Source organism: Thermoactinomyces vulgaris, assembly GCF_003688725.1.
GTDB lineage: Bacteria > Bacillota > Bacilli > Thermoactinomycetales > Thermoactinomycetaceae > Thermoactinomyces > Thermoactinomyces vulgaris.
This window is the reverse complement of the sequence record NZ_REFP01000013.1, coordinates 1-15,485: the sequence shown is the minus strand read 5'-3', so window position 1 is coordinate 15,485 and position 15,485 is coordinate 1. Positions and strand designations below refer to the sequence as shown.

Annotated in this window: 13 protein-coding genes and 2 pseudogenes; 7 read left to right on the top strand and 8 right to left on the bottom strand. The window is 49.9% G+C overall.

The annotated features are described in order from the left end of the window. Nucleotides 1-92 precede the first annotated feature (92 nt). Entirely contained in the window at nt 93-1,223 is a 1,131-nt protein-coding gene (locus ATH33_RS12210; protein WP_121874467.1) for an NAD(P)/FAD-dependent oxidoreductase, read from the top strand. Between the two features lie 40 nt (nt 1,224-1,263). On the opposite strand, the pseudogene ATH33_RS12205 reads toward ATH33_RS12210, so the two are convergent. From ATH33_RS12205 to ATH33_RS12180, 5 genes and pseudogenes are all read right to left on the bottom strand, one after another. Continuing rightward, nucleotides 1,264-1,449 (bottom strand): annotated as a pseudogene (locus tag ATH33_RS12205) (phospho-sugar mutase); the annotation flags it as partial. A 441-nt stretch (nt 1,450-1,890) separates the two neighbouring features. Further along, complete coding sequence (locus ATH33_RS12195; RefSeq protein WP_037993034.1) at nt 1,891-2,898, bottom strand: FecCD family ABC transporter permease; 1,008 nt, start codon at nt 2,896-2,898, stop codon at nt 1,891-1,893. Further along, nucleotides 2,895-3,902, bottom strand: coding sequence for a FecCD family ABC transporter permease (locus ATH33_RS12190; RefSeq protein WP_037993036.1), 1,008 nt, complete (start codon nt 3,900-3,902; stop codon nt 2,895-2,897). Before ATH33_RS12190 ends, ATH33_RS12195 begins: the two co-directional genes overlap by 4 nt. 64 nt (nt 3,903-3,966) lie before the next feature. Beyond that, the gene (locus ATH33_RS12185) at nt 3,967-4,872 is read right to left on the bottom strand and encodes an iron-hydroxamate ABC transporter substrate-binding protein (RefSeq protein WP_062843287.1); all 906 of its coding nucleotides are present in this window, start codon (nt 4,870-4,872) and stop codon (nt 3,967-3,969) included. Then, nucleotides 4,826-5,668 (bottom strand): ABC transporter ATP-binding protein, encoded by an 843-nt coding sequence (locus tag ATH33_RS12180; RefSeq protein ID WP_037993040.1) that lies wholly within the window; start codon nt 5,666-5,668, stop codon nt 4,826-4,828. Before ATH33_RS12180 ends, ATH33_RS12185 begins: the two co-directional genes overlap by 47 nt. Before the next feature lie 211 nt (nt 5,669-5,879). Here ATH33_RS12180 and ATH33_RS12175 point away from each other — a divergent pair. After that, nucleotides 5,880-6,882: pseudogene (locus ATH33_RS12175) on the top strand (S66 family peptidase). 52 nt (nt 6,883-6,934) lie between these two features. On the opposite strand, the gene ATH33_RS12170 reads toward ATH33_RS12175, so the two are convergent. The 3 genes from ATH33_RS12170 to ATH33_RS12160 form a co-directional block, all read right to left on the bottom strand. Beyond that, on the bottom strand, nt 6,935-7,786 hold the full coding sequence (locus ATH33_RS12170; protein WP_062843306.1) for a DegV family protein: 852 nt from the start codon (nt 7,784-7,786) through the stop codon (nt 6,935-6,937). A gap of 145 nt (nt 7,787-7,931) precedes the next feature. Further along, a complete protein-coding gene (locus ATH33_RS12165; RefSeq protein WP_049720565.1) occupies nt 7,932-9,185 on the bottom strand; it encodes an alkaline phosphatase in 1,254 nt (417 codons plus the stop codon). 170 nt (nt 9,186-9,355) lie between these two features. Further along, nucleotides 9,356-9,583: an AbrB/MazE/SpoVT family DNA-binding domain-containing protein gene (locus tag ATH33_RS12160; protein WP_062843286.1), complete on the bottom strand. Its 228-nt coding sequence runs from the start codon at nt 9,581-9,583 to the stop codon at nt 9,356-9,358. 188 nt (nt 9,584-9,771) lie between these two features. Between ATH33_RS12160 and ATH33_RS12155 the strand changes: the two genes are divergently transcribed. From ATH33_RS12155 to ATH33_RS12135, 5 genes are all read left to right on the top strand, one after another. Beyond that, nucleotides 9,772-10,611, top strand: coding sequence for a LicD family protein (locus ATH33_RS12155; RefSeq protein WP_062843285.1), 840 nt, complete (start codon nt 9,772-9,774; stop codon nt 10,609-10,611). A 293-nt stretch (nt 10,612-10,904) separates the two neighbouring features. Further along, nucleotides 10,905-12,770, top strand: a complete 1,866-nt coding sequence (locus tag ATH33_RS12150; RefSeq protein ID WP_121874466.1) for a phosphotransferase — start codon at nt 10,905-10,907, stop codon at nt 12,768-12,770. After that, nucleotides 12,767-13,756 carry a DMT family transporter gene (locus ATH33_RS12145; protein ID WP_121874465.1) on the top strand — a complete coding sequence of 330 codons (990 nt, stop codon included), beginning with the start codon at nt 12,767-12,769 and terminating at the stop codon, nt 13,754-13,756. The genes ATH33_RS12150 and ATH33_RS12145 overlap by 4 nt, the downstream gene beginning before the upstream one ends. Continuing rightward, nucleotides 13,753-14,433 carry an NTP transferase domain-containing protein gene (locus ATH33_RS12140; protein WP_121874464.1) on the top strand — a complete coding sequence of 227 codons (681 nt, stop codon included), beginning with the start codon at nt 13,753-13,755 and terminating at the stop codon, nt 14,431-14,433. The genes ATH33_RS12145 and ATH33_RS12140 overlap by 4 nt, the downstream gene beginning before the upstream one ends. Nucleotides 14,434-14,772: 339 nt before the next feature. Beyond that, nucleotides 14,773-15,396, top strand: a complete 624-nt coding sequence (locus ATH33_RS12135) for a hypothetical protein (RefSeq protein WP_147437078.1) — start codon at nt 14,773-14,775, stop codon at nt 15,394-15,396. The last annotated feature ends 89 nt before the right edge of the window (nt 15,397-15,485 follow it).

Genomic DNA, 15,485 nt, shown 5'->3' with positions numbered 1-15,485 from the left:
ACGGTGTTTTTGTGACAGACTCCACCACGACTCAAGTTTGTTTCCCCAAACCGGTATAATGGAAAACGAATCCTGAAAAAGAAGGGTTGACCATGAAAAAAGTGATTGTCATCGGAGGCGGAATTTCAGGCGCCTCCGCCGCGTACCAATTGACCAAACTGAGTGCCGATGTGAAGGTTACGATCATCGACCGCAAAGATCCGGGACAAGCCACCGACGCCGCCGCCGGAATCATTTGTCCTTGGTTGTCACAGAGGCGAAACAAAGCCTGGTATCAACTGGCAAAAAAAGGGGCCCGTTTTTATTCGCAACTGATCGCCGGGTTGGAAAAAGACGGGGAAAAACAAACTGGTTACAAAAAAGTCGGCGCGCTACGCATTCATACGGATGCCAAAAGGCTCGCCAAAGTGGAAGAACGGGCCGAAAAACGCCGGCAGGACGCACCGGAAATGGGCAAGCTCACCCCGTTGCCACCCCAAAAGACACGGGAACGGTTTCCTCCGCTTGCCAGCCATTTTTCGTCCCTGCATGTGGAAGGGGCGGCCCGCGTGGATGGCCGCGCCCTCCGCGACTCCCTGCTCCGTGCGTCACAAAAAAACGGTGCATCGTTCATCCGGGGAAGCGCCTCGCTCTTGCACCAGGGAAAAAAGGTGACCGGCGTCCGGGTAAATGACAAAGAGGTGATTCCGGCGGATATCGTGATTGTCTGCGCGGGAGCATGGGCAAAATCATTGCTTGCCCCGCTGGGAGTAAATTTTTTGGGCACTTTCCAAAAAGGGCAAATCGTCCATTTGCAATTGCCTGACACGCCCACCAACCATTGGCCGGTCATCATGCCGCCCAATGATCAGTACATGCTGACCCTGGAGGATCACCGGATCATTGTCGGGGCAACCCACGAAAATGATTTGGATCACTTTGACACCCGGGTCACTGCCGGCGGCTTGTTCGAAGTGATTCAAAAAGCGCTGGACGTCGCTCCCGGACTGGAACACAGCACCTTGCTGGAGACCAGAGTCGGCTTCCGTCCCTATACTCCCGGGTTCCTTCCGGTCATCGGCCCGCTTCCCGGATGGGACGGCATCCTGTTGGCCAATGGACTGGGAGCTTCAGGACTGACGATGGGACCTTTTATCGGAAACCAACTGGCCAAACTGGCATTGGGATTGGAACTGGACATCGATCTGTCCCTGTATGATGTCAAAGGGGCACTGGAACCTTGATTCCGGTGCTCCTGAACGGCATCGCCTCTTCACAAAAAACTCACGCGGTTGTTTGCTGGATGGCCTCTCTGACCCGAAGGAAAAGATGTTGTTTAAACCTTTCCATTTTCCGTTCGCAATTCTCCATTCCGGTGTCCTTAACTCCAAAATAAAACTTCAGCTTCGGCTCGGTCCCCGAGGGACGGGCGGCCACCCAAGAGTCATCCTCCAGCACAAATTTCAGCACACAGGTAATCCGGATGCCGCTTTTCCTCCTGCCAAGCCTCCAAATAACGCCAGCCCTCCAATTGGGGCAGCCCTGTTTCTTCCGTGCCATTCAAGATGGCAAAGAACCGTCCCTTCATGATATCCAGCAGCACCACATGCGGGAGAAACTACTTCATGAGTTGCAGAGCCTCCATCCCATCCTGTGCCGTCCGGCCCTCAAATCCTTCATTTTGCAGACCGATCTTTAATAATGTCGGGCTCATCATCCACAACCAATATTTTGATTCCCGCCAATGGTTTCATCATGGCGGGTTCACCGCCTTTTTCCCCAAATCATTTTCATGATCCGGCCTGAAACTGAAATTTCCCTTCAAAAAAAACCGCACTTTCATCCCTCCCGGGACAAAAGCACGGTTTCTCTCACGGGCCCGCAGGACGAGGCCAACGGAAAAAATGGCTCCTATTTTCGAAGCAACAAATAAACAAAATAAGGCGCGCCAATCAGCGATGCCACAATTCCGGCCGGAATGCCGTCCGGTTCCAACAGATTGCGTCCGATAGTATCGGCCGTCAAAAGCAACCAGCCTCCGATCAACAGGGCAATCGGCAAAAACAGCTGATTTCTCGGTCCAATCAAGGCTTTCGCCAAATGGGGAGCCATCAAGCCGATAAAAGCAATCCCGCCGGTGACGGATACGGCGGAAGCCGCAAGCGCCACAGCCGCAAGCAGCAGGAACATCCTTTCTTTTTGCAGGGGCATTCCGACTCCGATGGCGACCGGATCATTAAAACTTAACAGATTTAATTGATTGGCTTTATAAAAGGTAAACGGGATAAACACCAACAGCCAGGGGAGGAGCGCCCAGATGAACGGCCAATCGTCCCCCCAAATATTCCCGTTGAGCCATCGTGCAATAAAATCCACTTTTTCGCGCTCAGCCGAGGAAATAATGACCAACATCGCCCCGGAAAAAGCCATGTAAAATCCCACACCCGTCAAAATCAAACGGGCCGGCTGGAGCCCCGCCCCCTTTTGATAAGAAAACAGATAAAGAAGGATGGCGGTCAAAATGCCGGATAAAAAAGCCACGACCGGCAGCAAATAGATTAACGATCCGGCTTCCACCGGAAAAAACAGAAAAAAGACGGCCACTCCGACACCGGCGCCGGAATTGATGCCGATAATGCCGGGGTCAGCCAGATCATTGCGCGTAATTCCCTGTAAAATGGCTCCGGACACAGCCAAAGCCATTCCGGCAAGGAGGGTCACCACGATCCGCGGCAGGCGAATCGAATAGAAGACAAATTCTTCTTTAAAGGTTCCATCCCCCAAGAGAATCGGCAAAATCCGGTCGAAAGAGACCGAGGAACGGCCAAGCCCCAGGCTGAGGACCATGGTGATCCCCGTCAGGACAAGCAAGATCCCGATGATGATTTTTTGTTTCTTTAACACGGAAGGATGGATCATAAAACGGTTTTCCCTCCTTTGCGCACGATCAACAGGAAGAAGGGCAGCCCCAGTATGTATACAATGGCCGTCACCGGTGTCTCAAACGGGGCATGGATCGTCCGGCCCAGCGTATCGGCCAAAAGCATGAATGCAGCCCCGCACACGGCAGACATGGGAAGAACAAAACGGTAATCCGTGCCCACCACCGCCCTGACGATGTGGGGAACCATCAAGCCGATAAAAGCCATGTTGCCGGCAAGCGCCACCGCGGCGCCGGCGAGGATGGTGACCACCATGAACAAAACCGCTTTGATCTGCCGGGTCTTTTGCCCCAAGCCGACCGCCACCTCCTCATTCAAACTGAGGATGGTCAACTGCCGGGAGAGATAAAGAGCGATCAAAATGCCGGCTGCAATAAACGGAATGATCACCTGAAGCTGTTCCCAGGAAGTTCCGATCAGTCCGCCGGCCGTCCACATCGACACATCTTTGGAAATTTTGAAATACAACCCGATGGCTTCCGCAATCCCTTGCAAAAAGGCCGTCACCGCCGCACCCGCCAACACGATTTTAAAAGGCGAAAAACCGCCTTTTTTCACCGCGCTGATGCCGAACACCAGACACACCCCCGCAAAAGCCCCGACAAAACAGGCTATGGTAAGGACAAAGTATCCGGCAGAAGGGTAAAAAGCAAGCAGGAAAGCCAATGCGGCATTGGCGCCGGCCGTCAGGCCCAGCAATCCGGGATCGGCCAACGGATTTCTTGTCAACCCTTGCATGACAGCGCCGGCCACCGATAGTGCCGCTCCGACAAAAACAGCCGCCACTTCGCGGGGCAAACGGATCTCCCGGATCATCGTGACCGTCTCCGTCTTTTCCCCGCCGGTGATCGCCAGCCACACTTCCCTGAGACTGGTATCCGCCGCACCCATCACCATGGCGATGACAAAAGAGAGAAAAAGAATGGCCACCCCGGCCGTCAATTTCAAAACAAACGGGAAAGAACTTTGGTTTTTCAACATGTTGATCTCATCTTTCTATCATCAGGAAGAGGCACCCTGTCCAAGGGCCCCTCTTCCCCGCATGTTACTGGTTTAAAAAGGACTTTTTAAAGAAATCAAGCTGATATTCCAAAGTCAGGGGATCATTGAAGAAGAAACCTCTCGCATCGACTTCAAACACGCGATGATTTTTCACCGCCGGGATGTTTTGGTAAGTTTCGGTTTTCTCAAACGATGTGTCCGCATCTTTGTATTTGCTGAAAATCACATAATCCCCGGCAAAATCGCGCAAAACTTCGGGAGAGATGGCATAATAGCCCGGTCCCAACGCTTTCTCTTTCACTTTCGGGGGCATTTTCAGGCCCATTTCCTGATAAAGGATTTCGGTTCCCCTTCCCCAGTTATCCCCGAAAACATACAGTTGTTTATCAAAGTTCTCAATCACGGAAACCGTTGCATCTTCCCCGATTTTGGCTTTGATTTCCTCTCCGGTTTTCTTGGCTTCCGCCTTGAATTGGTCAATCCATTTGCGGGCTTCCTCTTCTTTGTTGAGAAGCTTCCCGATTTCAAGATGCTGTGTCAGGTAGTCCAATTTCCCATAGGTATAGGTGACGGTGGGAGCGATTTGTTTCAGTTTATCCACGTTTTTCGTTGTGGAAACACCGATAATCAGATCCGGATTCAACTCGATGATTTTCTCCAAATCTTCATCGCTGACCAGTTCCGCACTTTTCAGCTTGTCTTTGAAACGGGGATTGTCTTTTGCCCAGGAATCCACCCCGACAATATTGCCGCCAAGTGCCATCACGTTCCCGGCAAACTGCGAAAGCACCACAATGCGTTTGGGATGTTCCGGAACCTCGACGGGTCCGTTTTCCGATTGGTAAGTCACGGTTTTGGATGAACCGTTTGTTGCACTCTCGTCCGCCGAACCGCCGCACCCGCTAAGAAACAGTGCCAGTCCGAGCAGCAACGGCCAGATTTTCTTCATAAGCGTCTTCTCCTTTGATCAGATTATATGTCAAGCACATCGGTTTACCGGTGCGCGGATCTTTTCCGATTTCTGCATCAATATGGAAAACTTCCCTCAGCACATCCCGGGTGATGACCTCTTCACCGGTTCCGCTTTTTATGATTTTCCCGTCTTTCATCGCCACGAGAAAATCCGCAAAACGGGCTGCCTGATTCAAATCATGCAGGACCATGACAATCGTGCGCCCTTCTTCTTTATTGAGCTTTTGCAAAAGCTCCAAAACCTCGAGCTGATGGGCCAGATCCAAATAAGTGGTGGGTTCGTCGAGGAAAATGATATCGGTTTCCTGCGCAATGGCCAAAGCGATCCAAACCCGCTGTCTCTGGCCGCCGGATAAAGCATCCACCGGATGATATTTAAAGCGCTCTGTACCGGTGACTTTAAGTGCCCAGTCAATCACCTCGATGTCCTTTTTGCTCAGGCGTCCAAACCCTTTTTGGTAAGGATACCTCCCGTAAGAAACCAGTTCCCCGGCCGTGAGCCCGGCCGCGCTTTCCGGATTTTGGGGAAGAATTGCCATTTTTCTGGCTAAACTTTTTGTGTCTTCCTGCACAATACTTTTCCCGTCCAGGATCACCGACCCCGACTGATATGCGATGATGCGTGACATTGCTTTTAAAAAGGTCGATTTTCCGCATCCGTTCGGCCCGATGATCACCGTGATTTGATGATCGGGAATTTGAATCGTCAAATCACGGACAATCGCTTTCTCCCCATAACCAACCTGCAAATGTTCGGTATAAAGGCGCCCCATCCTGATGCCCCCAACATCTTTAATTTATCATTGATAATGATTATCAATTCAAGTCCAATAATACTATAAATCGTTTTCTTATCAGCGTCAATAAAAAAACAACCTTTTCCCACAACAGTTCTTTCCTGTAAACAGGATTTAGCGCGCCGCTCCCTAAATATACATAACAACCGGTTTTGGCTTTCCATAAAACAAAAAGGGGGGAAACCCGATGATTCAATATCCTTTGTGGACCGAAGGCGCAACCATCGGGGTCACCGCGCCGTCATCCGGTGTGCCGCGGGAATTGCATGCCATGTTTGAACTTTCATGCCGGCAGATGGAAGAAAAAGGTTTTCAGATCCATTGCGGGGAAACCGTCCGGACCCAGCATAAAGCAAAATCAGCCCCTGCCCGGAAACGGGCGGAGGAATTCCATGAAATGATGCAAAACGATGCAATCCACGTTATTATCCCGCCATGGGGCGGGGAGCTTTTGATTGAGATGCTTGAACATACCGACTTTCGAAAAATCAAAAACAAATGGGTGATGGGCTATTCCGATACCAGCACTTTGTTGTTGGCCATCACCTTGAATACAGGGATCGCCACGGCCCACGGCCCCAACTTTGTGGATTTGCGGGGGGAATACTGGGATGACACCACCGCCATGTGGAAAAACGTTTTGGCCGCGGGAAAGGGAAATTCCGTCCTGCAGCGCTCTTCCGCATATTATCAAAAGAAATGGCAGCACGACCGCCCGACACCCTGCGTTTTTCATCTGACGGAGCCGACTTGCTGGAAAACCGTTTCCAACCAAAAAGAAATCATCAAAGGCCGGCTGCTCGGCGGATGCATTGACACCATCCGGCATTTGGCCGGCACGCCTTACGGAGATGTGAAAAACCCATCTGGATGGAGAACCGGTGTTGTGGTATCTGGAAAATTGCGAATTGACAACGGTGGATTTGAGAAGGTCCCTCATGCAGATGAAATTGGCCGGTTGGTTTGACGCATGCTCTGGGATCCTGTTCGGACGAAGCCAAGCCAATCACCCGGTCCAAAACTACACCGTGGAAGATGTTTACCAAGAGCTTGCCGGGGAACTTCAAATCCCGGTCATTTACGATGTCGATTGCGGCCATGTCCCGCCGCAGATGACCTTCATCAACGGAGCCTTTGCCGAGGTGGAAACCGAAAACGGAAAAGGCAGTATCCGGCAGCATTTCATATGACCAAATCCAATAAACCTGCCCCTCACAGGCAGGTTTTCCTTTGGTCAACCGATTATTTTTTGCTTTTCCGTTTGAATAAAATCCCGAGTGTATTGGGGCCGCAATGGCTTGAGATGGTGCAGCCGGCCTCGGTGACGATGATTTCATCAAAATCAACATAACGGCGGACGGCTTCCTTGACTTTGGCCACGGTTTCTTCCGAACACTTGGAATGAGTGATAAAGATCCGGCTCCGGTCGATATCCTCTTGTTTACCTGATAATTTGTCTTTGACATAACGTTCCAGGCAACGTTCAAAACTGCCCCGGTATTTCTTCCCGACTTCCATCCGGCCGTCGACCACTTCAATGCTCGGCTTGATCCGGAGCAAGGCCGCCCCCAACGCTTCCACTCCCGAACAGCGTCCGCCTTTTCTCAGATAATCGAGGCGGTCAATCACAAAGCTGGCATCCACTTTGGGAATGGTCTCCTTGATTTTTTCGCAAATCTCCTCCGCTTTTAAACCTTCCTTGGCCATGAGCGCCGCATCATATACGAGATGTCCGCTGCCCGTGGAAAGATTGCGTGTGTCAATCACATGGACATTGGAGAAGTTCTCTGCCGCCAACACCGCATTTTGATAAGTCGAGGAAAATTCCGCGCTGAGGGAAAAATGGATGACGGCTTCATATTTGTGGGACAGTTCGGCAAAAACCTTCTCGTACTCATAGGTGTTCACCGCTGCCGTTTTGCAGGTTTTCCCTTCCTCGCCCACATACCGGAAGATCTCGGCCGGCGTAATGTCCACCCCGTCCCGGTATGACTTGTCATCAATCAAAACATTCAAGGGCACCAGCGTGATATCCATCGCGTTTAAGATTTCAGGAGACAGATCACAAGTGCTGTCTGCCGTGATCTTAATCATTTTCATCACCACTCTTTGCTGTCTGAACCGTTCAAACCGGTTTCTTTCCTGACCATTCAGTCAAAACGATTTTATAATACCCTGTTTTTTCTTGTCAAAAACCAAAGCGCCTCCCGGACGGAAGGCGCTTCCGAGCTATTGTTTCTTATTTCATCAACTGCACAATCACATCATGGATGCGGGTGTTCTCATAAGCCCCCTGCAACAACTCGGCTCCCGGTCCCATGGCGGTTAAAGGAATGCTTACCGCCGAATGTCCCCCGGTTGTCCAATCCACCATAAACTGCTGATCGGAACCGGCTACCGGGAAAGGACCGTCTTCAGCAGACACGCCGTCCCCCGACTCGTCGGAGTCATCCAATCCTTCAATCGTAAATCCGCCGGTTTCATGGTCACCGACGACAATGACCAGGGTATCCCCGCGTTTTTTGGCAAATTCTTTGACATGCGCCACCGCTTTGTCAAACTCCTTGCCGGCTTTGATGGCCAGTTCGGCGTTGTTCACATGGCACATGGCGTCAATCCCTTCTTCTTCCACCAGCAGGAAAAATCCGTTTTTGTTTTTGGACAGCGTTTGAAGGGCTTTGTCCGCCATCTCGGTCAAAGACACCGACGGATCATAGCGATCCCCGGCCTCGGTATCATATTGGAACATCTCTTCGTTGGCAAACAAGCCGAGAATTTTGGAACCGTTTGCTTTTTGCAACTCTTCCCGGTTCGCGACATACTGGTATCCCAGATCTTTGGCCCGTTCCACCAGATTTCCTTCGGTTCCTTTGCTTTCTTCAGAGGGGTCTTCCGCCGGATGATCCGGATGACGGCCGGGGTTCCCTTTCGGATACCAGTAATCTTCTCCTCCGCCCAAGATCACGTCAGGACGGCTTTTCTCCAAAAACTGCCGGGCGATTTTGCTCTGGTCCTCCCGGTCTTTCACATGGGAACCAAATGCCGCCGGGGTTGCATCCGTGACTTGGGCGGTGGTGACCAGCCCCGTCGCTTTCCCCCGTTTTTTGGCTGTTTCCAACACTGTTTCCACCGGCTTTTGATCCAGGTCGACACCGATGGCTCCATTGTAGGTCTTCACGCCGGTGGCCATCGCCGTCGCCGCTGCGGCCGAGTCGGTTACAAACTCTACGGGGTCTGCGGAATTGGTGTGTACAAAGCCTGTATACGGCATGTCATCCATGGCCGTTTTACCGTGCAAACCGACACTGGACAGCCGGATGGCATCCCGTTGGGCCCTGCCCATCCCATCTCCGACCATCAATATGACATTCTTCGGCTGCGGCTTCTGCTTTCTTGCCACTTCCTCCTGTCCGGCCCAGACTTTGGAAAAGGAGACGGCAGAAACCGCGACAACCACCGCCAAAGCCGCCCCAAACCAACCGCGTTTGTTCATGGTAAATCATCCTTTCCAAAGAAGTCGTTTTACGTTTACACACTATACAAAAAATTCATTTATATTCTAAAATATTTATATATAAATGAGACGAATTCCTTTTTAAATGACGGTAAATTTACCATTCAAAACAAAAAGCACCTCGTTTTTGAGGTGCCTGCATCAGACTTTCACTCATCTTTTTTCGACCACTGCGGAACCGTCTCAAACACATCTTCCAATGCGTCGGATTTCATGACAGCAATCCCTCTTTCAACATCCGCAAACAAAAGCAGGGTTTCGCCCGGTTGAATGTCAAACATATCCCGGATCTCCTTGGGGATCACGATCTGGCCCTTGGTTCCGACCTTTGCGGTTCCGGCGTATTTGCCAACCGGTCCTTTCTTCTTCTGATTCATAGATTCCTCCTTGTCTTTATCATAAACCGATCCCAAACGATCAACCATTGACTTTGTTTCCATTCATTGAACCTCAATATTATCTTAATAAACTCTTCCCGTTTTTCAAAACCGGAACCCTTCCACCCTTCCGCCCGAATCCCAAAAACGGACTTCTGTGCTACAATTTAGTGTTGAGGTGGTTGCAAGTGAAACTCTCACCAGAAACAATCCGACAACTGCAGAAAAAACAACTGGAGATTTTGCTGGAATTTGACAAAGCGGCCAGAAAAATGGGCCTCTCCTATACCCTTTCTTCCGGAACCCTGTTGGGGGCCGTCCGTCACGGCGGGTTTATCCCATGGGATGACGACGCGGATGTGGCGATGCTCCGGGAAGATTACGAACGCTTTTGGAAAGAAGGCCAAAAACACTTGCCGGATTATTTGTTCATCCAACACTATGAAACTGACCGCGATTATCCGCACAACTTTATCAAAATTGTGGACACGCGCACCCGCCTTGTCGAGCACACTACCTCCCAATCGGATATCAAACGGGGTGTTTTTATCGATATCTTCCCCATCGACCGCATCCCCGAAAGCCGGATTCTCCGCACACTCGACCGGATCTGTCTCACTTTCATCTACTTCACCCGATATTCGGTCACACTGAAATTCCAAAAGAAAAGCCACAGCCGCATGAGAAAAATCGCAAGCCGCTTGCTCCGGCCGCTTGGCAAGGCGCTGGGCGTCCACCGGCTCAATCAATGGGAAACCCGCATCAAAACCAAATACAATCACCATTCAAAATTTGAATATACTTACGGAGACAATTCCATCTTGGTTCCAACCGAGATTAAAGAATCCATGATTTTGCCCGTCAGGATTTTTCAAGACCTCGAAGAAATCCGGTTCGAGGGACACTCTTTCCTGGCAATCAAAGACCGTGACCGCTATTTGCGGACGCTTTACGGGGACCATTACATGGAATTGCCTCCCGAAGAAAAGCAAAAGCCCAAACACACCTTCACCGAATTACAATTATGAAGATTTTTTATTCATTTTTTGACCAAAAAAGAGGGATGACTTTCACCGACGAAAGCTTCCCTCTTTTTTTCATGGCCCATGAATGCACAAAAAATTCCTTTTAAAAGCCGGATCCTATTGAATCCCTCCCCATTTATCCCACATCAAATTCTCAAAAAAAGAGAGTTATGCTAAAATAAATGTATTCAAAAATTGAATATGTTTCTCGATTCATCTTGTCCATACGTTTTCATCCCGGTCTGCCACACTCCGCCACAACCGATTCATCACACCATCCAGCAGGAGGGATGTCCATGGAAGATCAACTCAAAGTGCTTGAAATCATCAACAAACATGTGCAGGTGAATCAAAAATCGATCGGGCAACTCTGCCATTTTTCCGCCGGCAAAGTCAATTACCTGATCCGCGATTTGATGGAAAAAGGCCTGATCGACACACGGAAACATGGACGCAGCACCCAATACTACCTCACCAAAGAAGGCATCCGCCTTTTGAAAAACCGGTATGCTTCTTACCAAAACAAAAAAGTGGATCTTCACGGCGGGAAAACAACCAAAGTGAAAGAAGCCGTCATTTTGGCCGCCGGCGAAAACGATGAATTCAATCTTCCGGTAAGTCTCTTGCCGCTGAACGGCACCACGCTGTTACAACGCAACATTGACATTTTGAGAAAGCACGGAATCGAAAAAATCATCATCGTCACCGGATACCAAAAGGAAGCCTTCCAATCGTTAACTGATCAAGAAGGAATCGTGTTCGTGGATAACCCGCGTTACCAATGGACCGGGTCGATGTCCTCCCTGGCTTGTGCCAAATATGCCGTTTCCGGGGATTTCATCGTTCTCGACCACGATATTCTGGCGGAGGAACAAGCCTTCAAGCAGCTGATTCACAATGAAGAACGCGACTGCATGCTGATTGCAACCGAAAGCGGGCAAGGCAACGAGGCCTATGTGGAACTCCGCAACCAGAGTATCTTCAAAATTTCCAAAGATCTTCACCAATTGAACCGGATTGACGGCGAAATGGTGGGCATCAACAAAATCTCGTATGATGTCTATCAACTGATGCTGGAAGAATACAAAAACAACCAGAATCCCTATCTCGATTATGAATACCTGCTGTTGGATGTTTCCCGCCAGTACAAAATCGGTTATTTGAAAATCAATGATTTGATCTGGTCCGACATCGACACGAAGGAGCATTATATCCGCATTTTGAACTTGGTGCACCCGCGATTGAAGCGGAAAGAAGAAACCTATTTCATCCATCAATTAAAAGATACGGTTTCATCCGCCATCGGAATTCCGGAGGATGACATCACCGGGGCTGTCCCGTTGGGAGGCATGACGAACAAAAACTACAAAATCAGCGTGGCCGGAGGAAAGGAATATGTTCTTCGCATTCCGGGCGCCGGGACAGACCAAATGATCGACCGCCACCTCGAAAAGGAAAACGCCATGCTGGCCGGCGATCTCGGAATTAACGCCAAAACCCTCTACTTTGATGAAAAAAACGGCGTGAAAATTTCTGAGATGATTCCGGATGCGGAAACGCTCACTCCCAAAATGGCCCGGCGCGAAGAAAACATGCGGCTGGTGGCCAACCTTTTGAAAAAGCTCCACACCTCCAACGCGCCGATGAAAAACAAATTTGACATCGGACAGGTCAAAACCAAGTATGAGCGGCTGGTCGACGAGGTGAACGGAGGTTATTTTTATCCGAACTTCCGCAAATTGAAAGAAGAAGTGTTGAAGATCAAATTGATGTTTGACGCCATGCAGGTTCCGCTCGTCCCGTGCCATAATGACACCTTGCCGGACAACTTCATCAAAAGCGGGGACAACCGGCTTTACCTGATCGACTGGGAATATGCCGGGTTGAATGATCCCGTCTGGGATTTGGCTGCCTACTCGCTGGAATCTTCCCTGACCCGACGGGAAGAAGATCTCTTCTTGTCCTATTATTTCTCCGGAGAGATCACCGAAAAAATCCGGATGCGCATGCTGATGCACAAGATTTTCCAAGATTACATCTGGAGTTTGTGGACCATCTACAAAGAAGCCAAAGGGGACAACTTCGGGGATTACGGCATCATGCGCTACAACCGGGCCATTGCCAACATTGAGTTCTTCTTGTCAAAGAAGGTGTCGGCATGAAACGGGCCGGTGCAGCTTACGGACTCTTGTCGGGGATCATGTGGGCGTTGGACACGGTATTCATCGGGGCGATCCTCTCCCGCGATCTGTTTGTCTCCTCCGGGCAGGCATTGTTCCTCGCCCCGCTGGTGGGGACTTTTTTGCATGACGCGACATCGGGCTTGTGGATCACCGGATACTTATCCCTGAAGGGGGAACTGAAGAAAGCACTTGCAAACATCAAAACGGACGGCGGACGGTTTGTCATTCTGGGCTCGATCCTTGGCGGTCCGCTCGGAATGACCTTTTATGTGCTTTCCATCCACCACCTCGGTTCCTCCTATGCCGCTTCGTTCTCCGCGGTTTATCCGGCCGTCGGGGCCTTCTTCTCTTTTCTGCTTTTGAAAGACCGTCTGCGCCCCAAAAACTGGTTTGGGCTTTGCATCAGCATTTTGTTCATCATCCTGCTCGGCTCCTCGGGATCAGAGGATGCTTCCGTTCCATCCCGGCTCGGATTCTTGTATGTCCTGCTGTGCATTATCTGCTGGGGATTGGAATGCGTCCTGGTCGCTTATGGAATGAAAAAAGTACAAATTTCCCCGGAGCAATCCATCCTGCTGCGCCAACTGGTTTCAACGGTCACCTACTGTTCCGTCATTCTTCCGTTCTTTGGCGGTTGGCACTTTGCCGCCGGAGTCATGGCCAAAAAGGAACTGTTCTTTCTCGCTCTCGTTGCTTTGGCCGGATCGGTCTCCTACCTGTTTTATTACAAAGCCATCCGGGCCATCGGTCCCGCCAAGGCCATGGGACTGAACATCTCGTATTCCGGCTGGTCCATCTTCTTCGGCTTTCTGTTTTTCGGTGAAGCCCTCTCTCTGAAGATGATTGGTTACAGCCTCATGATCATCCTGGGTTCCGTGCTGACGGTGGCTGAAAAAGATGAATTCAATCTCACGCACTTTTTGAAAAAATTCCGGAACCGGCCCGTGAAGGAGGTGAGACGATGAAAGCCATTTTGCTGGCGGCAGGAATGGGGACCCGGCTCCGCCCGCTCACGCTGACCACCCCGAAATCCCTCATCACCGTCAACGGTGAACCGCTGTTGGAAAGGCAAATCCGTTTTTTAAGGGAAACCGGTGTCCGGGATATCGCGGTGGTGACAGGATACCTGCACGAAAAATTCACTTATTTAAAAAAGAAATTTGCCGTCACGCTGATCAGCAACCCGTACTATGACCGGTACAACAACCTCTATTCCATGTACCTGGCCCGGGAATACCTGCCCGGCGCTTATGTCATCGACGCCGACAACTATCTGCGCCGCAACTTTCTTTTGGACAAGCCGTCCACCTCGTTGTATTTCAGCGCCAAAAAACCCTTTGTCAACGAATGGGTCCTCCACATGGACTCGCAAAACCGGATCCAAAACATCACCATCGAGGAACAAGGAAATGATTACATCCTGTGCGGCATCTCCTATTGGAGCGAACCAGACGGCCGGAAACTGGTCAAAAAACTGGAAGAAACCGTCGCAAACGGAGATTTCCAAAACAAATACTGGGATCATATCGTCAAAGAAAACATCCGGGATTTGAATGTCCGTTTACAAGAAATCGATGCCCGGGACACCCATGAAATCGACAGACTGGAAGACTTAAAACGTCTGCACCGGGAAGGATTTTAAAAAGCCGGGTTCAACCCAAGAACCCGACATTCCCCGATAAAAACCTTACGGATGCAGATTTCTTCCGCCCGGAGCAGGGAAATCCCGTACCCATCTTTTCACCGGCTTATCCCCCCACCCCCAAAACACCATTTTCATTTGTTTTATTCTCCCCTTTGGCACTGCCACCCCGGAGGATCCCCCACCCGTTCCTTCCTCTTAACCCTTTCCAATATAACTAGGTCATGTAATTTTTCCTGGCTAAAAAACACAAAGCCTCCAATCGTTAAATTTTTTTTAAAATTTTACATGCATCTGATTTATAATATTTTTATAATTATAATTGTTTTATAGCTTATTATGAATGAAAAAGGAGGAAACCGAGTTACGGAACCCGTAACTGAACGTATGGGAAAACAATTTTTTCAACTTATACTTATCCTGCTTTTCATCTTTGCAGGATTTAGCATCTGGGGAAATGACATTGTCCATGCCGACGGAGGGATCCAAGTTCCTGAAATCAATGATGATTTCAATCAATTTGAACAAAAAACTCCCGTACAAAAAGAACAGCCGGTATCGTCCCCTCCGGTTGAAGAAAAGAAAGGACTACTTGATTCCATAACCGAACCATTGTCAGAAGCTGCGGATTGGTTCGGGGACAAAATTTCAGGAGCATGGGAATGGACCAAAGAGAAAGCGGCTGCCTTTTGGGATTGGTTTACTGAAATTTGCTCCAAAATAGCAGAAGTCGTAATTGATACACTGTCTGCAGTTTGGGACTGGATCGTCAAATTTAAAGAATACATAGCGTTTGCCGGCGTACTGATTTTGGGCATTGTCTTGTGCATCTTTGCCACACCGTTAGGGATTGCCGTACTCAGTGGTATGGCTTTGTCATTTGTGATCAGTATGGCCCTGAATGGTTGGGAAATTAACAAAATGACCTTCTTGAAGCAGCCATTGGCGGCCTCTTGGGATTGATCGGAGGAGGCATCACGGCAGGAGCTTCCCGGGGCTTGGCCAGCGGCATCGGGCAAAAACTGATCATGGGTGCCAAAAATTCCAAATTC